Source organism: Litoribrevibacter euphylliae (assembly GCF_042646085.1).
Lineage (GTDB): Bacteria > Pseudomonadota > Gammaproteobacteria > Pseudomonadales > Litoribrevibacteraceae > Litoribrevibacter > Litoribrevibacter euphylliae.
Window position 1 is genome coordinate 92,049 of sequence record NZ_JBHRSZ010000007.1, and the last position, 22,495, is coordinate 114,543.

Consider the following 22,495-nt stretch of genomic DNA (forward strand, 5'->3'; position numbering starts at 1 on the left):
TCACTGGTCGAACAAACTCAACTATTCGACGTATAAGACGACCACCGAGGACAACCACCCTATGGCGGACCAGCGACCAGCACATCAAGAGACGGATTCTAACCGTCATCGAGATAGTCGACCGGCCTTACACGGTCAGTATGCGGCCATGTTGCTGGATACCTTGTCGTTAAATACGCACGAACAGCATCAGTTGCTCCAAGAATGCAACATTCGACCAGCGTTGTTATCCAGCCAAGATGCCTTTCTCTCGAAACAACAAAGCCATCAACTGATTCAACGGGTCATCGAAATCAGTGGCTCGCCTTGGCTGGGGCTGACCTTTGGTGAACGACTGAATCTGATGACCCACGGTGCGCTAGGTCAAGCCGTGCTGAGTTGCAACACCTTAAAACAAGCCCTCGACTTACTGCTCAAGTACTACCGCACGCGCATGATTCACGCCCGCCTGGAATTGCTCTACGAAGGCGATTTGGCGGTACTGAGTTTTGATTTCGACGAAGAATATTCTGAAGCCTACCGTTTCCAGATTGAAACCGTGTTTGTGTGTTTGGTGAAAACGGGGATGTTTTTCTTTGGCATGAAGTTAATGCATCAAGGGCAGGTGCAGCTTAGCTACCCTGAACCTGACTATCTCAAGCACTATCAAAATACCTTTTTCGACGGCGTCACCTTTAATGCGCCGCGCAACGCCTTGTGCTTTCAACGTTCATTGCTCGATCTGCCTATGGCCATGCCTAACCCCAGTGCATTGAAACACGCAGAGCAAGCCTGCAATGAGCTGATGGCGCGTTTACCGCAGCAAACGTCGTTGGTGGAACAAGTAAAAGCTTTGATTTTTTCACCAGACGGCGAGCAAGCCAGCCTTGAAGAATTGGCTGCGATGCTGCATATGAGTAGTCGAACTCTCAGGCGCAAGCTGTCGGCATCCGGTCATAGCTATCGAACCTTAACCGATCAAGCCAAGATCCAACAAGCAAAAGAATTATTGGTTACCGGCGATTCGGTCGAAGTCATCGCTGAAAAACTCAATTACTCCGACCCCAGCAATTTTGGCAGAGCCTTTAAACGCAGCACCGGCGTATCACCATCGGTGTATCGAGACAGCCAATTAGACGCTCCCGAACACGCTTGATCCGCTAAGGTGTAAACCCTTCCCGACCATTATGCGTCGCATATTTAATCCACTGGTCTATGGTTGGCTTCAATAACGCCAAGGACAACTTCTCGGTGCCGTTGACCTGATAGGTTGGAGCCACGCCGGTGACCACCGACTGCGCCAATAGTTCGTTAGTTTCCATGTCACGCACTTCAAGTTCAAAGGCAATCACCGCATCATCATTATTCGGATTCAGCGACGTTTCCTCGGCGGCAGAAAGCAATGCCTGGGAAACGGTGTCATGATCCTGATAGTCTTTGCTGGCAGTTTCCACTGCAGTGATCGCGGTACGTACTTCCGCTCTTCGGGTACCGCTGTTCTTCATATCCTGAGTTAAGAAAATCGACGCTCGTCGTAACTGTGCATCCACATAGATCAACACGTCAGTCAGCATCTGGTCCGACACATGCTCAGAAGCACGAACTTCCGGATAAAACTGCGTGGAAATATATTTCACCTCTTTATACTCACCCGATAACAGCTTAGGGCTGACCCAGCGTTTTACCGCAAACGAATCCTGTGCCTGAGTTGCTCCCAGAATTGAATAATCGGAGAGAAACCCTGAATATTGTTCTGCAGGTTGGTTTTCTTGTTGTTGAATCTGACACCCGGCTAAACCACTTAAGCTTATCAACAGTCCGACAACTTTCATTGTTTTAATCATCACTGACCTCTGTCTTTCCTTTGAAACATCCCCTAAATAAAGGAAGGGAATCTCTGAACAAGTCTATTATAAAACGTATCAATCTGAACTAGGGAACATCTGAACAAGTCCGCTCTAGCTCAGCGGGCGCTAGAAAAATGTTAGAACAAGGCGAGCTTCGTAGAGAATGTCTAGACCTTTTCAAGAAGTTCAACGACGTTATAACGTTTTTAAAGCCCCGCCCTTCGGGGCCTTAAGAGAAATGCCTCTTTTTTGTTGCGGCTTTTTGACGTAACCCGTTATGCCTTCAAAACCGCGCCTCAAAGAGACATTTCTCTTATAGGCCTGAGCAGAGAGAGACTTATTCAGAGGTTCCCTAGAGAACCTTTGACTAAGAGTCTCTATACTCTTGTCTATAAGAAATCTGGTCTATAAGAAAAAAGAATGTATCCTGTATAACAGATTAAATGAATTAGGGCACTGACGTCGACGCCTATGCACTTACACGACCGACAATTACGGTTCTCACAGGTAACAACTCGATGGTTCACCCTGTGTGTGACCCTGTGGTGCATCAGTTGGTTCAATACGAGCCAAGCAAAAGAGCTTACTCTCGCCACCAGTAAGTCCATCCCGCCTTATATTTTTGAAGAAACCGAAAACGGTATACAGATTGAGCGTGTTCGCGCGGCATTCGATCTCGCTGGGCATTCCATCAAAAAAATCATCTTCACATCGAACAAGCGCGCGGAATTGCTGCTCAAACAGAAGAAAGTGGATGCCATTATTAATGTAGCCATGGATCAAAAAAACCTATATTACTCCGACCCGGTGATTCACTATCAAAACTCTGCCATCAGTCTCTCCCGACTAGAACTCAACCTCAAGAGCATTGAAGAACTGGCCTATTACCGAGTGATGGCCTTTCAAAATGCCAAAAAATTCTTAGGTAACCGCTACGCTACCGCTGTATCGAAAAGCCCCATTTACGACGAAGCAGTGAATCAATTAGCGCAATTAGAACGCCTTTATAACGAACAAGTGGATGTCATCATTCTCGATGTCCGTATCTTTGAATACTTTAATCAACTCTATAATGCCGCTGGAAAATATCCGGCTCCAGTACAGTACCACTACATCTTTCCCTCCTCGCCCCGCAGTCTGGGTTTCCACAATGCGACCCTCAGAAACGACTTTAATCGTGGTTTGAAAAAACTACTTTCACCGAGCAACGACACAAAAGATAGCCAAGACACCCCAAACCCTGTCCCAAATTAACCCCCGTAATCTTTATTCAATAATCATTTAATAAAAGAGTCATCGGAACGAAACCTTCCCTACCTAACGTATCAGCGCTCAATACACCTAAATGACTAATTAATCATTAGCTGCATTCCTGCCTGGCAAACCACGTTGGTCTCTGCTGGCCAAATTGCAAAAGCTAAGTTTCAAAAGCACAAAGCCTGAGGAAACATTATGAACCTTAAACTACGCAGCCTGGTTGCGGCATGCTCGCTCGCGTGCGCATCTACCAGTGCTTTTGCTGGCGCGTTACCAGACTCTCAACTAGACAACGACTGGTATCAACTGGGCGAGCAATTGATCGAACAGAAAACGCTGCAATCTCGCAATACCAATACCGCGAAGAACGTGATTCTTTTCGTGGGTGATGGTATGGGTATTTCAACCCTGACTGCGGCGCGTATCCTGCAAGGTCAGCTAAAGGGGGATACCGGTGAAGAAGGCTTCCTTAGCTTCGAGAAATTCCCACACACCGCCTTGGTGAAAACCTACAACACCGACCAACAAACCCCGGATTCTGCCGGTACCATGACCGCGATGATGACCGGCGTTAAAAACCGTGCAGGCGTTATTGGTCTTGGGCCAATGGCGGTTCGTGGCGAATGTGACGAGGATGTTGAAGGCAACAAGCTCACCTCTGCATTGACACTGGCTGAGCGTAAAGGCAAAGCAACCGGAGTCGTCTCTACTGCACGTATCACGCACGCAACTCCGGCGGCAACCTATTCCGTATCCCCGGATCGTGACTGGGAAGACGACACTAAACTGCCCGAAGAAGGCAACTGTACTGACATCGCGTCTCAGTTGATCAATTATTCTGAGGGCAACGGCATCGAGGTCGCACTAGGCGGTGGCCGTCGTCATTTCCAAAGCGAAGCAAACGGTGGTCGTCGTGAAGATACCGATCTCACAGAACAATGGTTGGATGACGCCGGTGACGAAACCCGTACCTACGTAACCAACAAAACAGAACTCGACAATGCAGACCTTGCCAATACCGACAAACTGCTTGGCTTGTTCACTTCATCGCACATGAGCTACGAAGCCGATCGTGACGATGCAGAAGAGCCATCGTTGGCAGAAATGACAGAAACCGCACTGGACGTACTTAAGAAAGACGAAGACGGTTTCTTCCTCATGGTAGAAGGCGGCCGTATTGACCACGGTCACCACGCCGGTAACGCATATCGGGCGCTGACAGACGCACACGCCTTTGCTGATGCGGTTCAAACGGCATTGGACAACACCTCTCGCGACGACACCCTGATCATTGTCACCGCTGACCATAGCCACGTATTCACCATTGCAGGCTATCCAAAACGCGGTAACCCGATCCTGGGTAAAGTGGTTCAGATTGACGACACTGAAGCGACCGACGCCGATGGCCTACCTTACACCACCGTGGGTTACATGAACGGCCGTGGTTTTGCCGATCTGGAAACCGGAGGCGATGACCGTTATGACACGCCAGCGGTAAGTGGTCGTCAAGATTTGACAGCGATCGACACCGAAGGTCAAGGTTTCCACCAAGAAGCATTGGTTCCTCTTAGTTCAGAAACTCACGCAGGTGAAGACATTTCAGTTCACGCCATTGGCCCAGGTTCGCACCTCTTTGGTGGTGTAATCGAGCAGAACGAAATCTTCCACGTAATCAACGAAGCCGCCGATCTTGACGGCGGGTCTTACTAATCCAGCAGGAGAAACATCATGAACTTTAAGAAAACCTTACTTGCTGCGATTATAAGCGGCTCTGCAGTGCTAACCGGTTGTAGTGACAGCGACAGCAGTTCTTCTGGCTCAACCACTGAACCAACCGCTCAAACCGCCGCACAAGGCGAATCCAAAAACTTCTGGTTTGAACAAGCATCCGATGCAGTCGCAGCAGCGGCGAATACCGCACCAAATCAAACGCGCGCCAAGAACGTCATTCTCTTCATCGGCGATGGCATGGGCATCAGTACCACCACTGCAGCACGTATCTTCGAAGGTCAAACGCGCGGCGAAACCGGTGAAGAAAACAACCTGGCCTGGGATACCTTCCCATACGCTGCGCTTGCCAAAACCTACAACACCGACCAACAAACACCGGATTCCGCCGGTACTATGACCGCCATGATGACCGGTGTTAAGACAGATGCAGGGGTGCTTGGTGTCGACGAAGACGTTGAACGAGCCGACTGCACCACTGTGAATGGTAATGAGTTGGTATCCGCGGTATCTCTGGCTGAAATTGCCGGTAAAGCCACCGGTGTGGTTTCAACTGCACGCATTACCCACGCAACCCCAGCCGCCACCTATGCGGTAACGCCTGATCGTGATTGGGAAGACGACACCAAAGCACAGGGCGGTTGTGAAGACATCGCATCTCAGCTAATCAGCTTCGACGAAGGCGACGGCATCGACGTTACCTTGGGTGGTGGCCGTCGCCACTTTATCCCGGTAGCGGATGGCGGTCGTCGTGGCGATGCTCGTAACCTGCCAAATGAGTGGTTAGCAGGCAGCGGCGTACGTCAATACGTAACCGATAAAGCAGGCCTAGACGCGGTCGACACCACTGCCACCGACAAACTGTTGGGCTTGTTCACATCGTCGCACATGAGCTACGAAGCCGATCGTGATGACACGGTTGAACCATCACTGACCGACATGACTGAAACCGCCATCGACATGCTGTCGAAAGACGAAGACGGTTACATGCTGGTGGTTGAGTCCGGTCGTATCGACCACGGTCACCACGCCGGTAACGCTTACCGTGCTCTGACCGATGCGGTTGAATTCTCAAACGCGGTCAAAGCGGCGGTAGCAAAAGTAAACCTTGAAGAGACCCTGATCATTGTCACGGCAGACCACAGCCACGTGTTTACCATCGCCGGTTATCCTAAACGTGGTAACCCGATTCTGGGCAAAGTGGTTAAGATCGACGATAGCGAAGCCACCGATGCCAACGGATTGCCGTACACCACCGTGGGGTACATGAACGGACTGGGCTTTGCCGAGCTGGAAACCGGTGGCGATGATCGTTACGGTTTGGCACCGGTGGCAGGCCGCCAAGATCTGACCAACGTTGACACCACCAACCAAGGCTATCATCAGGAAACCTTGATACCTCGCGCCGGCGGTGAAACTCACGCGGGTGAAGATGTTGGCATCTATGCGACCGGGCCTTGGGCGCATCTGGTTCAAGGAACCTTGGAGCAAAACGTGATTTTCCACATCATCAACCAAGCCACGGGTCTGGTGGAGTTGGCGGATGCCAATACGCCTTAGAAGAGCAAAGAGTAAACCTGCTCTTTGAAGGGCTTGATCGCATGGCAGTGTCATATCCCTGCCATGCGTTTGATCATTAATCACCGTCACACTTCGATCACTTTATTAACCTCACACGATAGATTCTGGAGCGATTATGCAACACCTCCAATTACCGTCTCTACTGCGTAAACTGGCTGCAACGCTTGCCATCGGCAGTGTTCTTTTTTCCACCCAAGCCAACGCCGAATACTGCAAACCAATCAAGATAGAGCAAGGCTGCGATCCTTTTGCTTTGGATTACTTTGTGACCGATCAGGCCACAGGAAGCATATCACCGCTGCAAGTCTGGTATACCGAGCAGGGCACCTTTTATCGTAAAGCCAATGGCGTGCTGGTCTCCTGGCAACCTCAAGGCAAGAACTTATACTTCAGGCGCTGGATGGAAACCGAGCAGTTGGTGATCGAATATGAACCGTCGGATTTGTCGTCACTGGGCCACCAAAAGGTCGAATGGAAACAAGTACGCGGCTTATTGGCGTCAGAGCTGCTCAATCAAATGCACTTCGTTAAAGACTCCGAATGGAACCGTTACGACACCACACTGTTAGCCAGTAAAGAACACGCTCAGGAAGTGGAATTGCTGGATCGCTACCAAGTACCGACCCAAGTCATCGTTCAGGGTCGTCCAACCATGGTGTTGTCACGCCTCTACGATACAGAGCAAGTGGAACAATGGCTTAACAACCTCAAATCATTCGATCGTATGGACTTCGCCGACATTGGTGATCACGAAAATGACACGCGCGTGGCCAAGCTGATCCATCAAGGCTTCGTACCTGGTCATTCGTCTTCTACGCACAGCCACTGAGTCGAATCCTCAGAGATTAATTCAAGGGATAAGGTCTATCAGACCTTATCTTGCTCAAAAGCTCCCTTGATATTTCGACGCTTTATCCCCCACTCACAAGCCTTTACACTGCATCATCCTCATATGCCTTTTTCAAGGAGAAGAACGATGGTTTGGTTTCAATGGTATGTCTTGCTTAACGTACTCATCATCACCTTATTGGCGTTGAATGTATCGCTGGTTCGCATCTCAGAAAAAATCCCCAATGGCGACGGCAAAAGTATTCGACTCAAGAAGTCCATTCGTACGCACATGAATGGCGTTGAACAAGTCATTGCCTTTGGTTTGGTATTGCTGGCATTGGCACAATCCGCCAGTGACACTCTACTCGCCAGTTTAGTCATTACCTTTACCGCGTCACGCGTGGTTCACATGATTGGTATGTTTCAGGTTATCCCCATCCTTAGAATAGGCGGCGCGGCACTGACTTATCTCTGCCAACTGGCCGGACTTATCGCTTTGGCTTGGCTGTTAATTTAAGTCCACCGGAACCCTGGATGTCTTAAAACGCAAACGACCAGCCGAAGCTGGTCGTTGGGGCGTTCAATGTAAGAACTGAGGCTTAAGCTCTGCGCTTCTGAAAGGCCTGAATACCATTACTGGTCATAGTACGAACGATCGACCAATACACATTCATATTCGGCTTAGGTTGCTTGCCCTCAGCAATTCGCGCCATTTGCTGCTCGTACCAGGTAATTTCCAACATACCCGCCTGATCCAGTGCTTTCACGCCGGTCGTTAAGGGTTTTACCAAGCTCTTCACATCGACACCCTTGATGATTTGTTTTGGCATGTCCGGATGTAAAGTCAACGGACGCGCAATTCCGACCATATCAATTTCACCCGAAGCCACCGCATCGGCCATGCCTTGTGCCGAACGGAATCCACCAGTCACCACCACCGGCGCCTTAATTAAGCCTTTCACTTTGGCTGCAAATTCGATGAAGTAGGCTTCACGTTCACGAGTGCTTTGCTTGGCACCTGTCATCGCTGGCGCTTCATAGTTACCACCCGAGATTTCGAACAGGTCCATGCCCATGGCATCCAGCGCTTGAATCACTTGCGTCGACTCATCTTCGGTAAAACCACCTCGTTGAAAATCCGCCGAGTTCAACTTAATACCCACAGGGAAGTCAGCACCTACTTCATTACGAATGGCCTGATAGATTTCTTTGACAAAGCGCATGCGGTTCTCAATTCTGCCGCCCCATTGATCCTGACGGCGATTGTGGTGTGGCGAAAGGAACTGACTCACTAAATAGCCGTGGGCACCGTGAATTTGAACGCCTGAGAAACCTGCGTTTTTGGCCATTTTGGCGGCAAAGGCGTATTTCCCGATGATCGCGAGTATTTCTGCTTCAGTCAGTTCACGCGGCGGATTAAAAAACTTGTCCAAGCCTTTGCCTAGCGGTACAGCAGAAGGCGATACCGGATCCGGGTTAATCGCTTTTGGTGATTGCTTACCAGGATGATTCAATTGCACCCAACAATCGGTATTATTGGCCGTCGCGGCGGCCGCCCACTTGGCGACCATAGAAGTATCAGTCTGAGCATCGAACACCACATTTCGTGGTTCACCCAAAGAGTTGCGATCAACCATGACGTTACCGGTCACCAATACACCACAACCACCGTCGGCCCACCGTTGATAGAGTTTCACCAAGCCGTTACTGACCTGATGATCGACGGTACCCAAAATCTCACTCATTGCCGATTTAAAGAATCGGTTTTTTACTTGATGACCGCATGGCAAGTCTAATGCCTGGCCCAACACTGCAAATTCACTCATTCTTCACCTCTTTCTTGGTATATGACCGACAAAAGTATTAGACCGGTCGTCTATTAATTAAGTAAATAAAAACGCTCAAGGTGAGCGCTTTTTGTATCTAAACCGTTATTTTTTCAACAGGATGGCATCAAACATCTTATTCACTACATCTTCTACGGCTGTTGAGGACGCTTCCACTTTCATGCGAAGCACACCGCCTTCCCAACAATTCCATAGCATCTTCGCTAGGAACTCAGCTTCCAAATCGGTGCGAATAGTGCCGTCCTTTTGACCTTGGGTAACTAACACAGCCAACATGCTGTTCCAGTTCTCCACTTCTTTCAATATGGCCAGACGACAAATTTCACTGGTTTCGGAAATCTCACTGGCCAAGGCACCTAAAATGCAACCGCAAGTTCCTGAACGGTACTCTTCAACCATCAGCATAAAGGCATGTTTAATGGCAATTAATCCGGTTTTTTTCGACCCCGCCATCACACCAAGAATGCGCTCGTTTAGATCCCGCGCATAAAAATGCACCACTTCGGCAGCAAACATCTCTTTGCTTTTAAAGTAGTGATAGAAGGAGCCTTTAGGCACGCCCAGCTTGTCCAGAACTTCTTTGATACCCGTTCCGTGATAACCCTTGGTCAACAAGGTCTCTAAGCCCGCACTTAACAACTCGTCTTTAATGTGTTCATTTTTTCTTGGTCTGGCCATGCTGCGGAGTTTACGACCGGTCGTCTATTAATACAATACAGCACAAGAAAAAAGAGCACCGTTCATCTAGAAACAATAAATTCAGAGTTAATCACCAAGTTATTCACAGGCTAATCACAGCCTTGTGCCTGGATTTACCGGGTCAAGCAATAATTTGCTCAAAACTACTGTTTTTATAATCAGATACGAATGCAATTTTCGGATTATTAACACTCGTAGAAAGATGACACTAATATGTAGAGACTAAATTCAAGATGTTTATCAGTTATTCACAGAAAAACTAAGCCATTGATTTTATTAAACTTAAATTAATTGCTTATTTTTAGTCCGATTCTCGCAACCCCAGATAAAACGGGCGTTTGGATAGGTTCCGAATACCTTACACACACTTTTATCCACAACTTCTGTGCACAACTACATTTTGTACAATTATCCATCAACAGCGTGTGAAAAATGGCCATTTTCAGGCATTACAGCAGAATGCCAGTGGATTGATATTCACAACAAAAGCAAGCCTCAATACTATACTTCCAATAACTATAAGAATTAGGCGCTTTATGACTTACTTTGACAGTATCGACGAAATTTATCAGAACACGCCAGACAACCCTAAAGGCCAATGGCAAAACTGGTCGCAAAATCAGAAATCCCATCCCGGTAAGGTTTTCCAACCCAGATCCACCAGCGAACTGATGGCTGAAATTCAGGACTCGTCAGGCGCACTGAGACTGGTGGGTTCTGGTCATTCGTTCACGCCGCTCGCTAAAACAGATGACACCTTGATCAGCCTGAACCACATGACCGGATTGCTCGGACATAATGAAGAAGCCAACACCGCTCGTATCATGGCAGGCACTCCGCTGCATCAGTTAAGTGAACTCCTTGATGGTATTGATCAAGGGATGCTGAACATGGGAGACATCAATCATCAATCCCTGGCTGGCGCCGTCGCCACCGGCACCCATGGCACAGGCGCCAAACTGCCCTGCATCTCAGGCTTGGTCAATTCCTTGACCTTGATTACCCCCAAAGGGAAAGTACTGGAATGTTCAAAAACACATAATAAGGATTTGTTTGATGCCGCCCGAGTGAATTTGGGGGCGTTAGGGGTAGTTACCGAGATTGAATTACAAAATCGTCCCAGCTACTTCCTAAAAGAACAGATTGATATCCAACCGTTAGATGACGTACTTGATAACATCGATACCCTAAAAGCTCAAAACCGGCATGTGGAATTTTTTGCCTTAGCCTATTCGGATCAAGTCATTCTGAAAACACTGAACCCAACTCAGGAAACGCCGTTCTCACCCAAAGCGCCCTTTATTTCTGACGACGCGTTGTTACGCTTCTTCTGCGAAGTAACGCAACGCATGCCCAAGTTGATTCCGATGATTCACCGACAACTGGCGCGTTTCATTAAACCCAGCCTGCGTGTAGACGTATCGCATAAAGTATTCGCTACGCCGCGCACCGTTCGTTTCAACGAGATGGAATACCAAGTGCCCGCCGAAGATGGCCCACAGTGCTTACGAAAGATTCTTAAGCACTTAAAGACCAATCAAGTCGCTGCCTTCTTCCCCATCGAATATCGCTATGTAGCCGCCGATGACATCTGGTTAAGCCCTTTCTATAAGCGTGATTCGGCCTCTATTTCGATTCATCAATATTTCAAACAATCCTATACCGAGTTGTTTCAACAACTTGAGCCGATCTTCGATGAATTTGATAGCCGCCCGCATTGGGGGAAAAGCCACACCAAAACCCATAAACAGCTGGCTCGGTTATATCCTCAATGGCGTGACTGGAAAGAAGTTCAGCAACAACTCGACCCGGATCGTCGTCTGATGAATGAAGCGATGGAACGCATCTTGGGAGAAGCCTGATGAATTCCCCTGCGGGCACTCAATCGACGCCGTATTTTGATGCACTCAATGCCTTGTTAAAAGCGCAAGGCCAAGGAGTTCCGCACCTGGTAATTGATCTTGAGCAGCTTGATCAGAACATCCTAGCGTTACAGGACAGCTGGCCAAGTAATACAAACCTTCGATTGGTGGTGAAATCTTTACCGAGCATTGATCTGTTGCACTATCTGTCCTCAAGCTTGCGCTGTCAGCACTTTATGACCTTTCATTTGCCTTTTCTGTTAGCCATGGTTCAAGCCTTTCCTGACAGTGACCTGTTATTAGGCAAGCCCTTGCCCGTACGTGCCGTCAATCAGTTTTATCAACACCTAGAAAGCTTAGACTCCGACTTTGACAGCAAACAGCAATTGTCCTGGCTGATCGACACCCCGCAACGACTCAGTCAGTACCTTGCTGTTGCCCAAAAACATCAACAACAGATGGGCATCGCCATCGAACTCGACATTGGCTTACATCGCGGAGGCGTCAGTTCAACCACGGAACTGGATGTGTTACTGACTCAGATCCGCAATCATCCCAAGTTTCTCAGACTGACCGGCTTTATGGGCTACGACGCGCATGTGGGTAAACTGCCGAAATTCATAGAAACCCAACAAACCAGCTACCAAAAAAGCCAGGACAAATACCAAGCCTTTATCGACTACACACGCACCTATTTTTCGGAGTTGACTCCAGAGACGTTACTATTAAACGGAGCTGGCAGCCCAACCATTGAACTCCATAAGCAGGCATCGCTGTGTAACGACCTGTCCATCGGCAGTGCGCTGGTGAAACCCAGCCATTTTGATCTGCCGCTACTCAAGAAGTATCACGCCGCCAGCTACATCTGCAGCCCTGTCTTAAAACAATGGCCAGGTATGAAGTTACCCGGCCCGGAGTGGTTGAGTCGGCTGATTCAACAGTTTCAGCCAGGAATGCAGCAGACCTTCTTTATTTATGGCGGAGGCTGGAAAGCCGATCTAGTCGACGATCAGCTAAAAGAAAATGCACTTTACGGTGCCAGTGCCAATCAGGCGATAGTGAACGGAAGTCATTCGGTCCGACTACAACCGGACGATCATATCTTCTGGCGTCCCCAGGAAAGCGAAGCGGTGTTCTTACAGTTCGGCCGCATTCTAGCCATTCGTGGCGACAAAATAGAAGCGCAATGGCCCGTCTTACAGAACCACTGAAGGACAAAGAGACAGAATCTCAATCACTCCGCATTCATCCAGGCACGCAATTCAATCCACAGTAATCCGACCTTTTCATAAAAGTAACGCTGGGATTTTTGTACCGCTTCATAAGACGGGTAATAACGTTCAGAGACATCACTGCCAAGAAAGTAGGTGGGTGCAGCAATCGGATGGAGCCCTTCCTGCTTAAAAATCGCCATCGCTCTTGGCATGTGAGAAGCAGAGGTCACGAGAATCAGACGACCGTCCTGCACCATGTCTTCAACATCAATGGCTTCTTCGCGGGTGTCTTTCGATTCGGTCAGCAGATCAATACGATCTTCATCCATCCCCAACGATGTGGCAAAAATCTTAGCCGCTTCTGCGTTGGTCAGTTTATTTACGCCCGAATAACCGCCATAGCCAGACAACACCAAACGCGCATCCGGGTATAAGTTCGCTAAACGAATGCCTTCAGTCACTCGCGCTATCGACGAGGAAGACATCTGAACACCATTCACAAACCGACGACTTTCCGCATGACCTCCGCCCAATACATGAATCACAGCCACGTCTAAATCATCGCGATATTGAAAGGCCTGATACTGAGCTTCGTGACTTCGCATTAAAGCATCACCGATGGGATTAAACGAGGCCGCCCAGGTAATCACTAAAGAACAGAGAATCAGTACCGTCGCTCGTGTCCTTTTACCCGCTAAAAGATAGAGCCAACCCACCAGCCCAATGATTAAGGCAACGGACAACGGAGAAATCAAAGCAATGACCAACTTCTTGAAACTAAAAATCACGTCCATGCGAACTTTCCTAAGTTAATAGCAGCTGATAAACCTGGTAACTGATTCGTTATGAACGTTAACTATCTTCGGAAGTATCGTTATTTGCAAGCATCACAGTGATGTCGTCGGGTGCCACCGGCTTACTGAAATAATAGCCCTGAATCAAATCACAGGTCATATCATCCAATAACTTCAGCGCCTCTTCGGTTTCCACCCCTTCCGCGACTACTTGTACGCCCATCACATGCGACAGGTAAATAATGGTACTGACCAAGGCGCGATCTGCTTTGCTTTTAAACAATTCATCCACAAAGCGTTTATCAATTTTAAGACAATCGATCGGCAAGGATTTCAAATAGCCCAGTGACGAATAGCCGGTACCAAAGTCATCAATAGCGATGCGAATGCCCAGTTTACGCAACCGCGCTAAGATCCGGATCGCCGATTCAACGTCTTCCATCACCATGCTCTCAGTAATTTCAAGCTCTATGAAACGGGTCGGCAGCTCGTACTTGTGCAGCAAGGCCATCAGATTTTCGACCAAATCCGGCTGTTGGAACTGACGGGCCGACATATTGACGGCCACTGTGAAGTAGGACGGAGCCACATCTGACCAAGCTTTGGCTTGTTTAATCGCTTCTTCAAAGACCCAATCGCTGATCGGTAAGATCAAACCATTGTCTTCCGCGGCGGAAATAAATTCATCCGGGGGTATCACCTGACCATCCGGCAATTTCCAACGAATCAGGGCTTCGACACCAACAATACGGTTTTCTTTGGTGGTGACTTTCGGTTGATAAACCAGTGAAAACTGCTCTTCCTCAATGGCCGTTTTGAGTTTGTTTCTGAGTGATAGCCGGTAGGAAGACAACACCGCCAGTTCTTGAGCAAAAAACTGATAATTATTGCGGCCTTTGGCTTTGGCATGGTACATCGCCATATCGGCATCACGAATCAAGCCTTCCGCCGAATCGCCATCGTTCGGATACAAAGAAATACCGATGCTGGTGGTCATATAGAGGCTTTCGCCACGAATGAAGAAGGGACGTTCCAGCTCCTTAATAATACGATCCGCCAACTCGGTGACTTGTTTCACCGACGTCACTTCATCCATCACCACAATGAATTCATCACCACCGTAGCGCGCCAAAAGATCAATCTCGCGAATGCAATCCTTCAAGCGCATGGCCGCATGGCACAACATCAAATCGCCAAAATCGTGTCCGAGAGAATCGTTAACGTATTTGAAGCCGTCCAAATCCATAAACAGGATGGCAAGACGATGTTCGTGATGATGCGCACTCTTGAGCGCTCGCTGCATTTGTTCTTGCAGCAAGGCACGGTTGGGTAAGCCGGTTAAATTATCATGGTAGGCCTGATGGCGGGCTTGCTCTTCCGATTGTTTAAGATCGGTAATATCTCTCAAACTCCACACCCGACCGACGATCCGATGATCTAAAAACCTGGGTTTGGACACACACTCCACATAAGTACCGTTTTTGAAATGCAGTAACCCTTGAGCTTTTTCCGCCGGATTCTGATTGGTAAACCGAATTAATTCCAACAAGGTATCGTCGTTATAGACCGTAGCTTTGAGCATTTCTTTGAGCTTTCGTCCGACGAACGAGTGCTCAACTTCTTCCGAAGTGATACCAAAAAAATCCGTGAGCAACTTGTTATGAGCCACCACTTTGTGGTGTTTATCGAATACTACCAGACCATCATTGGTGGCATCTAAGGTGGTATTTAACAACGACAAGGAATCTTCCAGCCCCAGCTTCACCGCCGCCAGTTGAGTAATTTGGCGTTCATACTGCTGGCTTTGTTCCTGTAATAGACGTACTAATTCTTCAGGAGAGTGATCATCTGTTGCCAAACCATCTAAATAAAGCGGTGGTGTATCAGAACGCTCGGAACGAGTAGCACCGTCTCGCGAGTTACGAGATATAAATTCAATCTGTGCTAAATAGGCCGACACTTGCTCTAACAAAGGCTCCAATTTCGGCTGATCGGACGGGCTAATATTAAAGCTCTGAACCAGTTTCTTTAAATATGGATGCATACACCTGTACAACGCTGCTCAACCGCCACTTCTTAAAGTGAGCACAATTTAAAATTCTTATTTTATACGCGAACAGAAAATCTCTGAATAAACATAGTCTAGCAAAGGCCATGACATTGAAAGTCCTCCGATCACGAAATCTACGTTTACCTTCACGTTTCGCCCACCAATAAAGCGACGAATCTTATCAGGTTATCGCACCACACCGCCCAACTGTTACCTAAATAGACATAGAGCGTTTCATATATAGAACAAAGGTAACATCGCCCACCCACATTATTTAAAACCAAGATGAAGTATTTCAGATAACTCTCTGTATCTAAATAATTTTATAAAAACTGGCTCAAGATCAGCTTTCTAATTAGGTATCTCATCATCGGACGCCGCTCTAATAATAAGAACAAGAATAAAAACAATAAGGCTAACCCGATCAGTTTGGTCACCAATAACAATAATAACGACCAAGCAAGCAAAAGCGGTTTGCTCCTGTGAGTCAGGGTTCTGACTCACAGGAGAGAAAGTTTTCCCTCTCTTCATATATGCATTCCTTCGACCCGTTACCCGTTACCCGTTACCCGTTACCCGTTACCCGTTACCCGTTACCCGTTACCCGTTACCCGTTACCCGTTACCCGTTACCCGTTACCCGTTACCCGTTACCCGTTACCCGTTACCGAGCATGCTGTTATTTTTGTTCTGTTACCTAAAGCGTTACCGCATAACACAACAATCTTTCCAATTTATGGAACACAGGTAACAATGACTGTTACCCAATCTGTGCTACAAGTCAGCATAAACAACATAAGGCACTGTTTTTATTGATATTTTATAACTTGGCATAGAAACCCGCATACATAATAGCAAGAACAACAAAAAACGACACAATTAAGCTTCACCAATAAAAATAAAAACAGAAGCTCTAATTGACGCTCAACAATAAAAATAAAAAGCGAGCAAAAAACACTATTGCGGGCCTTCGGGCCCTCCACCTTCTTTTCTAAACTATCTCAACACTTCATAACGCGTCTTACGTCTTTCTAAACATGAAAACTCCTGTTACTGTGCACGATCTTTCTTCCTCCACAGTCAACAACGTTATTGCATCATGATTCAGCTATCCAATATTGCGCTGCAACGCGGCATTAAAGTTCTCTTTGAAGACACCAACCTCATCATTAATCCTGGCCAAAAAGTCGGATTGGTAGGCGCCAACGGTGCAGGTAAGTCGAGCTTATTCAAACTGATTCTTGGTGAATTACATCCCGATCAGGGCAATTTCAGCATCCCATCTCAATGGCGCATTGCTCATATGGCACAGGAAGTGTCCAACTCTGATCGCCCTGCCGTGGATTATGTGTTGGATGGCGATCAAACGTTTCGCCAGGCTGAACAAGCGATTCAAGACGCCGAAACGCATCATCAGCCAGAGCAACTGGCTCACGCGCATGAACAGTATGATCAAGCCGACGGCTATACCGCGAAAAGCCGTGCAGAACAACTGCTGGCGGGTCTCGGCTTTAAACAGGAAGAAATGAACAACCCAGTAAGTAGTTTTTCGGGGGGATGGCGTTTACGTCTCAATCTTGCACAAGCCTTGATGTGCCCATCCGACTTATTACTTCTCGATGAACCGACCAACCACTTGGATCTCGACGCGGTATTTTGGCTAGAGCAGTGGCTAAAGAATTATCCGGGCACACTCATTCTGATTTCGCATGACCGTGATTTTCTCGACAGCTTAGTTACTCACATTGCTCATGTGGAACAGCAACAAATTCAGAGCTACAAAGGCAACTACAGTAATTTCGAACAAGCGCGAGCCGAAAAACTGGCGCAACAGCAAGCGTCGTTTGAGAAACAACAGCGCGAAATTGCGCACATGGAATCCTTCATCCGACGTTTTAAAGCCAAAGCCACCAAAGCCAAACAAGCACAAAGCCGGGTGAAAGCATTGGAACGAATGTCACTGATTGCGCCCGCGCATGTGGATACCCAGTTCAGCTTCCAATTTCCTAAATCAGACAAAACCTCTTCACCACTGTTGTCGTTGGAAGAGGCAGCCATTGGTTACGAACAACCGCTGCTGGAAACCTCCTGCACCCTGTTACCGGACATGAGAATCGGCTTACTCGGGGCCAACGGTGCAGGTAAATCCACCTTCATTAAAACCCTAGTTGGCGACCTCCCATTATTGTCCGGCAAAGCGAATCAAGGCATGCATTTGCACATCGGCTATTTTGCACAACATCAATTGGAAGCACTTGATCTATCGAGCACGCCGCAAGTGCATGTGCAACGTATGTCTCCAACTGCCAGCGAGCAGAGCATTCGCGATTTCCTCGGACGCTTCGGGTTTAACGGCGATCGAGCAGCGGAGCAAGTAAAGCTATTTTCGGGCGGTGAAAAAGCCCGTTTAGCGCTTGCGTTAATCGCCTGGCAAAAACCAAATTTATTAATCATGGACGAACCGACCAACCATCTGGATATGGAATCCCGGTTTGCCCTGACCGTTGCTCTGCAAGAGTTTGAAGGCGCCATTATTATTGTTTCGCACGATCGTCACTTGCTTAAAAATACCGTCGATGAGTTCTGGTTGGTTCATGACCACCAGGTCGAGCCCTTTAGCGGCGATCTCGATGATTACCATGTGTGGCTAAAGAATCTCAAGAAATCCGAAAACAGCGCATCGTCCAATGACGTCTCTTCTGCAACTGCCGACGCTAAACCGGCGGTGGATAGAAAGGCTCAACGTAAACGCGAGGCAGAAATTCGAACGATCTTGCAACCAATCAAGAAAAAAATTGCCAAACTAGAGCAAGAAATGGAAAAAGTTGACCTGCGTCTCAGTTCAATAAATGATCAACTGAATAACACAGAACTTTACAATGAATCATGTAAGACTAAGCTTACAGAGGTTCTTCAGACACAAGCGTCATTGAAACAACAGGCCGAAGAGTTAGAAATGAATTGGCTGGAGCTTCAGGAAACGCTGGAACAGCAAGAGTTGGACTTGCGCGGATCTGAGACAGGAGAGTTATAGGTCACATACCACGAGATTACACACGACCCGATAACTCGCACACCTCACAATAATAACAAGAAGCGTTTGACGATTCTGGCATAAAGCTTGTTAACACTATCTTCATGGAAGTGAAGCTTATGCCTTATAGACTTTGATCAAACGATAGGAAGAGTGCAGAAATGAACGCTTTACGCAAATTTGGTAATACCCCTTCAGGGGATCAGGAAACGTTAGCAAACTTTCCTTCACAGCCAGTACTGTGGATCATAAATACTGCATTACTGTGTGCCCTGATAGCCGTGCAATGCCTGATCAGTCTTCCCGCCGCCGCAGAAAGCCAGCAGTACATGATTGATGATGATCACATCAACGCACCTTATAGATCTTCCTCTATGCTCCCCAATGCCGTCACGACACTTTACGAAACCACCTTACCCAACTTCTTTGGCCCAAAAAACAACTCCGATCCAAGCATCTCTATTTCCATTCAACAATTAGATGACTCAAAAGATTCGGCACTTATGGACGATGAGCGTCAGAAATCATTGCGTCCGTTTACCGGAGACCCGCTGGACAGAAAAGCTCTGGTCATTGAAGTGCCATTGGATTAATTCTCTTCTTAAGCCCCCAAACAGCGGATACAAAAAAGGTGACAGTTAAATAACCATCACCTTCATTGAATATAGCTCTGAACTGATTAAACGCTATACCCTTAGTTATATTTCTTAATCATAGATAAGACTTCATCCACCAGCGCAAAGATACCTTTGGACGCTTCAAAAATACCACCCGCCAACATATAGGCCGGTGTTGTCACTAACTTATTGACTGGATCAACACAGATATCATCTACCGCTCGGTCCTGATGTTCGCCCCCCATGGCCGTAATCGCTTCCGCCACGCTCGGATCAGTACCAATGGTACATACCGACTTTTCACCAAAGAGCTGAGGCACCATTACTGGCGCGATGCACATCAACCCAACGGGCTTCAGCGCTTCATGGAAACTGCGGACAAACTCGATGACGTCCTGACGGATCGACATATCCGCACCTTTTACTGCAAAATCACACAGGTTCTTCGCAGCGCCAAAGCCGCCCGGTAAGATTAAACCATCGAAATCTTCTTGCTTGGCCTCGGCCAAATCAATGATGTTACCACGTGCCAAACGAGCTGCTTCGACCAGGATATTGCGCGACTCTGACATTTCTTCGCCAGTCATGTGATTGATCACATGCATCATCGCATCGTTCGGCGCGATGCACTGATATTCCGCCCCCGATTGATCCAAACGCAACAGCGTTAATACGGTTTCATAAATTTCAGAGCCATCGTAGACACCACAACCCGACAACAACACGGCGATTTTCTTTGCCATTTTACTTTCCCTTCAATGATTCGACTTAGACGTTATACGTCCCAAACACCTTTAGCTTAACAGCCCTGTTGCTATTTGCATCTTTAGCTTCGCATCCAACGATGGAAACGTTCGAGCCAAGTCAGCACGCTTTCCGAGACATGGGCTCGCTTCCATTCGCCGGCTGCGTATTTATTGGCTTCGCTTAAGGTTGGATAAATATGAATGGTGCCGAGGATTTTATTTAAGCCCAGCCCATACTTCATCGCCGTCACGTACTCGGCAATCAGCTCACCGGCATGATAACCGACGATTGTCACACCTAGGATTTTATCTTTGCCCGGAACCGTCAGTACTTTCACAAAGCCATGCGCTTCGGAGTCGGCAATGGCACGATCGAGATCATCAATGCCGTATTTCGTCACTTCATAAGCAATGCCTTGCTTGTCCGCTTCTTGTTCGCTGAGTCCCACCCTAGCGACTTCAGGGTCGGTAAAGGTGGCCCAAGGAATCACTCGATAATCTACTTTGAACTTTTTAAGACGCCCAAACAACGCGTTCACCGAAGCATACCAAGCTTGATGCGCTGCCGTGTGGGTAAACTGATACGGGCCGGCGACATCACCACACGCCAAAATATTCGGGTACTTAGTCTGAAGGAATTCATTGACTTCAACCGTACCTCGGTCAGTCGTGTCTATCCCCAAGGTTTCCAGCCCAAGGCCATCGGTATTGGCTTTACGCCCCACCGCTAACAGAACCGCATCAAACTCAATCCTTTGCTGTTCACCTTGCTTTTCAACCACTAAGGCTTGTCGATCACCCTGCTTTTCAAAGCGCACCGCTTTGTGGCCCAGGAACAGCTCAATGCCTTCTTCCTGCCAGCGTTGATGAATCACCTCAGACACATCCGGATCTTCTCTTGGCATCAGCCGCTCCGACATATCCACCTGTGCAACCTGACAACCAAGCCGACGAAATGCCTGAGTCAATTCACAGCCAATCGGACCGCCACCCAACACCAGTAAACGCGATGGTTTTTCTTCCAGCATCCAAATAGTATCCGACGAATACCAGTTCACCTCATCCAAGCCAGGAATGGGCGGCACAAACGGCCGAGCCCCGGAAGCAATCACAATGTTCTTCGCCGTCAGGGGTTTTCCGTTAAGCTCCACTTCATAAGGCGACGTCAGCTTGGCTTGACCTTGCAGACATTCCACGCCCAGATCCGTGTAGCGTTCGACGGAATCGTGCGGCTCAATGGTTCGAATGATCTCGTGCACTCTCGCCATCACGGCGGGAAAGTCCACTTCAACAGAGCCATGCTTTAACCCATATTGACCTGCTTGCTGAATGTAATGATTAATCTTGGCACTGCGCAACAACGCTTTACTGGGGACACAGCCGGTATTTAAACAATCGCCGCCCATCTTATGACGCTCAATCAAGCCGACTCGGGCTTTTACCGCCGCTCCGATGTAAGACGTTACTAGGCCGGCAGCGCCAGCTCCGATCACCAACAAGTTGTAATCGAAGCTCTTAGGCTTAGCCCAACCACGATACACTTGCTGACGCTTGATAAATCCAACCAAACCTTTAGCCAACCATGGGAAAATACCTAGCAACACAAAGGAACCAATCAACCCTGGGGTCAGAATGGCCGAAGGGCTGAACTCGCTGACCTGCGAAATCTGAGTCCCAGCCAATACATACACTATGGTACCTGGCAACATCCCTAATTGACTGACTAGGAAAAACGTCAGCGTTCGAATGGGCGTCAGCCCCATTAACAGATTGATTAAGAAGAAAGGGAATACAGGTATCAGTCGTAAGGTAAAGAGATAGAAGGCTCCGTCTTTATTAATGCCTTCGTTGATGCTTTTTAACTGCTCACCAAACTTTGCCTGAACTGAATCCCGTAAAATAAAACGTGATACCGCAAACGCTAACGTCGCCCCCAAAGTACTGGCAAAGGACACCAGAATCGTCCCCCACACCAAGCCAAACAAGGCACCGGCCACCAGCGTCATTACTGCCGCGCCTGGAAGCGATAAGCCAGTTACCGCCACATAGATGGCAAAGAAGATAGCCGTGCTCGACCAAGGGTTCTGTTCAATCGCTTGCGACCACTGAAGCCGCTGCTCCGAAAAGTACTCCAGTGTCAAATATTGACCCAGATCGAAATACCAAAACCCTAATCCCGCTAATACTAAGAGCCCTAATATCGGAAGACGTTTACTCATAAGACGTTCCTACTTTGATTTTTATGTTTTTTCTGACCGAACAATGACTTTTAAGTTCTGTTGAGGTAACGCAAGGCACATTCATGATAAAGTTTCATAATAGTTAAACAGAATCTTATTATCCTAACCCTTCGTGCTTGTTTTTTATCCAGATACGACCAACTATGTATCCATCGTTATGATCTGACTGG

The 22,495-nt window shown here is 47.9% G+C and carries 17 protein-coding genes; 10 read left to right on the forward strand and 7 right to left on the reverse strand.

Annotated features, from left to right (window positions below):
- The first annotated feature begins 61 nt into the window (after positions 1-61).
- Positions 62-1,135 carry an AraC family transcriptional regulator gene (locus ACFOEK_RS15850; RefSeq protein WP_386722442.1) on the forward strand — a complete coding sequence of 358 codons (1,074 nt, stop codon included), beginning with the start codon at positions 62-64 and terminating at the stop codon, positions 1,133-1,135.
- A gap of 4 nt (positions 1,136-1,139) precedes the next feature.
- Here ACFOEK_RS15850 and ACFOEK_RS15855 read toward each other — a convergent pair whose 3' ends face one another.
- The gene (locus ACFOEK_RS15855) at positions 1,140-1,823 is read right to left on the reverse strand and encodes a DUF3313 domain-containing protein (protein ID WP_386722443.1); all 684 of its coding nucleotides are present in this window, start codon (positions 1,821-1,823) and stop codon (positions 1,140-1,142) included.
- Positions 1,824-2,360: 537 nt separating this feature from the next.
- Between ACFOEK_RS15855 and ACFOEK_RS15860 the strand changes: the two genes are divergently transcribed.
- From ACFOEK_RS15860 to ACFOEK_RS15880, 5 genes are all read left to right on the forward strand, one after another.
- The gene (locus tag ACFOEK_RS15860) at positions 2,361-3,080 is read left to right on the forward strand and encodes a substrate-binding periplasmic protein (protein WP_386722444.1); all 720 of its coding nucleotides are present in this window, start codon (positions 2,361-2,363) and stop codon (positions 3,078-3,080) included.
- Positions 3,081-3,278: 198 nt separating this feature from the next.
- Complete coding sequence (locus ACFOEK_RS15865) at positions 3,279-4,793, forward strand: alkaline phosphatase (RefSeq protein WP_386722445.1); 1,515 nt, start codon at positions 3,279-3,281, stop codon at positions 4,791-4,793.
- An 18-nt stretch (positions 4,794-4,811) separates the two neighbouring features.
- Positions 4,812-6,371: an alkaline phosphatase gene (locus ACFOEK_RS15870; RefSeq protein ID WP_386722446.1), complete on the forward strand. Its 1,560-nt coding sequence runs from the start codon at positions 4,812-4,814 to the stop codon at positions 6,369-6,371.
- A 136-nt stretch (positions 6,372-6,507) separates the two neighbouring features.
- Complete coding sequence (locus tag ACFOEK_RS15875; RefSeq protein ID WP_386722447.1) at positions 6,508-7,221, forward strand: hypothetical protein; 714 nt, start codon at positions 6,508-6,510, stop codon at positions 7,219-7,221.
- A gap of 147 nt (positions 7,222-7,368) precedes the next feature.
- Positions 7,369-7,740, forward strand: coding sequence for an MAPEG family protein (locus tag ACFOEK_RS15880; protein ID WP_386722448.1), 372 nt, complete (start codon positions 7,369-7,371; stop codon positions 7,738-7,740).
- An 82-nt stretch (positions 7,741-7,822) separates the two neighbouring features.
- Here ACFOEK_RS15880 and ACFOEK_RS15885 read toward each other — a convergent pair whose 3' ends face one another.
- Positions 7,823-9,049, reverse strand: a complete 1,227-nt coding sequence (locus tag ACFOEK_RS15885; RefSeq protein ID WP_386722449.1) for an NADH:flavin oxidoreductase/NADH oxidase family protein — start codon at positions 9,047-9,049, stop codon at positions 7,823-7,825.
- A gap of 105 nt (positions 9,050-9,154) precedes the next feature.
- Positions 9,155-9,748, reverse strand: a complete 594-nt coding sequence (locus ACFOEK_RS15890; protein ID WP_386722450.1) for a TetR/AcrR family transcriptional regulator — start codon at positions 9,746-9,748, stop codon at positions 9,155-9,157.
- A gap of 557 nt (positions 9,749-10,305) precedes the next feature.
- On the opposite strand from ACFOEK_RS15890, the gene ACFOEK_RS15895 reads away from it, so the two are divergent.
- Positions 10,306-11,631 (forward strand): D-arabinono-1,4-lactone oxidase, encoded by a 1,326-nt coding sequence (locus tag ACFOEK_RS15895; protein ID WP_386722451.1) that lies wholly within the window; start codon positions 10,306-10,308, stop codon positions 11,629-11,631.
- Positions 11,631-12,842: an alanine racemase gene (locus ACFOEK_RS15900; protein ID WP_386722452.1), complete on the forward strand. Its 1,212-nt coding sequence runs from the start codon at positions 11,631-11,633 to the stop codon at positions 12,840-12,842. Before ACFOEK_RS15895 ends, ACFOEK_RS15900 begins: the two co-directional genes overlap by 1 nt.
- 23 nt (positions 12,843-12,865) lie before the next feature.
- Here the strand turns inward: ACFOEK_RS15900 and ACFOEK_RS15905 are convergent, their stop codons facing one another.
- Both ACFOEK_RS15905 and ACFOEK_RS15910 read right to left on the reverse strand, forming a co-directional pair.
- Positions 12,866-13,639 (reverse strand): ElyC/SanA/YdcF family protein, encoded by a 774-nt coding sequence (locus tag ACFOEK_RS15905; protein ID WP_386722453.1) that lies wholly within the window; start codon positions 13,637-13,639, stop codon positions 12,866-12,868.
- Between the two features lie 58 nt (positions 13,640-13,697).
- Positions 13,698-15,683, reverse strand: a complete 1,986-nt coding sequence (locus ACFOEK_RS15910) for an EAL domain-containing protein (protein WP_386722454.1) — start codon at positions 15,681-15,683, stop codon at positions 13,698-13,700.
- 1,104 nt (positions 15,684-16,787) lie between these two features.
- On the opposite strand from ACFOEK_RS15910, the gene ACFOEK_RS15915 reads away from it, so the two are divergent.
- Both ACFOEK_RS15915 and ACFOEK_RS15920 read left to right on the forward strand, forming a co-directional pair.
- A complete protein-coding gene (locus ACFOEK_RS15915; RefSeq protein ID WP_386722455.1) occupies positions 16,788-18,722 on the forward strand; it encodes an ATP-binding cassette domain-containing protein in 1,935 nt (644 codons plus the stop codon).
- A gap of 161 nt (positions 18,723-18,883) precedes the next feature.
- The gene (locus ACFOEK_RS15920) at positions 18,884-19,315 is read left to right on the forward strand and encodes a hypothetical protein (RefSeq protein WP_386722456.1); all 432 of its coding nucleotides are present in this window, start codon (positions 18,884-18,886) and stop codon (positions 19,313-19,315) included.
- A 101-nt stretch (positions 19,316-19,416) separates the two neighbouring features.
- Here ACFOEK_RS15920 and elbB read toward each other — a convergent pair whose 3' ends face one another.
- Positions 19,417-20,082, reverse strand: coding sequence for an isoprenoid biosynthesis glyoxalase ElbB (gene elbB, locus ACFOEK_RS15925; RefSeq protein WP_386722457.1), 666 nt, complete (start codon positions 20,080-20,082; stop codon positions 19,417-19,419).
- Between the two features lie 83 nt (positions 20,083-20,165).
- Positions 20,166-22,304, reverse strand: coding sequence for an FAD-dependent oxidoreductase (locus ACFOEK_RS15930; protein ID WP_386722458.1), 2,139 nt, complete (start codon positions 22,302-22,304; stop codon positions 20,166-20,168).
- Positions 22,305-22,495: the final 191 nt, after the last annotated feature.

Bases quoted from the DNA above. Each gene is read 5' to 3' on its own strand.
- ACFOEK_RS15850 (WP_386722442.1), top strand. From the start codon at position 62: ATGGCGGACCAGCGACCAGCACATCAAGAGACGGATTCTAACCGTCAT.
- ACFOEK_RS15855 (WP_386722443.1), bottom strand. From the start codon at position 1,823: ATGATTAAAACAATGAAAGTTGTCGGACTGTTGATAAGCTTAAGTGGT.
- ACFOEK_RS15865 (WP_386722445.1), top strand. From the start codon at position 3,279: ATGAACCTTAAACTACGCAGCCTGGTTGCGGCATGCTCGCTCGCGTGC.
- ACFOEK_RS15870 (WP_386722446.1), top strand. From the start codon at position 4,812: ATGAACTTTAAGAAAACCTTACTTGCTGCGATTATAAGCGGCTCTGCA.
- ACFOEK_RS15875 (WP_386722447.1), top strand. From the start codon at position 6,508: ATGCAACACCTCCAATTACCGTCTCTACTGCGTAAACTGGCTGCAACG.
- ACFOEK_RS15880 (WP_386722448.1), top strand. From the start codon at position 7,369: ATGGTTTGGTTTCAATGGTATGTCTTGCTTAACGTACTCATCATCACC.
- ACFOEK_RS15885 (WP_386722449.1), bottom strand. From the start codon at position 9,049: ATGAGTGAATTTGCAGTGTTGGGCCAGGCATTAGACTTGCCATGCGGT.
- ACFOEK_RS15890 (WP_386722450.1), bottom strand. From the start codon at position 9,748: ATGGCCAGACCAAGAAAAAATGAACACATTAAAGACGAGTTGTTAAGT.
- ACFOEK_RS15895 (WP_386722451.1), top strand. From the start codon at position 10,306: ATGACTTACTTTGACAGTATCGACGAAATTTATCAGAACACGCCAGAC.
- ACFOEK_RS15900 (WP_386722452.1), top strand. From the start codon at position 11,631: ATGAATTCCCCTGCGGGCACTCAATCGACGCCGTATTTTGATGCACTC.
- ACFOEK_RS15905 (WP_386722453.1), bottom strand. From the start codon at position 13,639: ATGGACGTGATTTTTAGTTTCAAGAAGTTGGTCATTGCTTTGATTTCT.
- ACFOEK_RS15910 (WP_386722454.1), bottom strand. From the start codon at position 15,683: ATGCATCCATATTTAAAGAAACTGGTTCAGAGCTTTAATATTAGCCCG.
- ACFOEK_RS15915 (WP_386722455.1), top strand. From the start codon at position 16,788: ATGATTCAGCTATCCAATATTGCGCTGCAACGCGGCATTAAAGTTCTC.
- ACFOEK_RS15920 (WP_386722456.1), top strand. From the start codon at position 18,884: ATGAACGCTTTACGCAAATTTGGTAATACCCCTTCAGGGGATCAGGAA.
- elbB (WP_386722457.1), bottom strand. From the start codon at position 20,082: ATGGCAAAGAAAATCGCCGTGTTGTTGTCGGGTTGTGGTGTCTACGAT.
- ACFOEK_RS15930 (WP_386722458.1), bottom strand. From the start codon at position 22,304: ATGAGTAAACGTCTTCCGATATTAGGGCTCTTAGTATTAGCGGGATTA.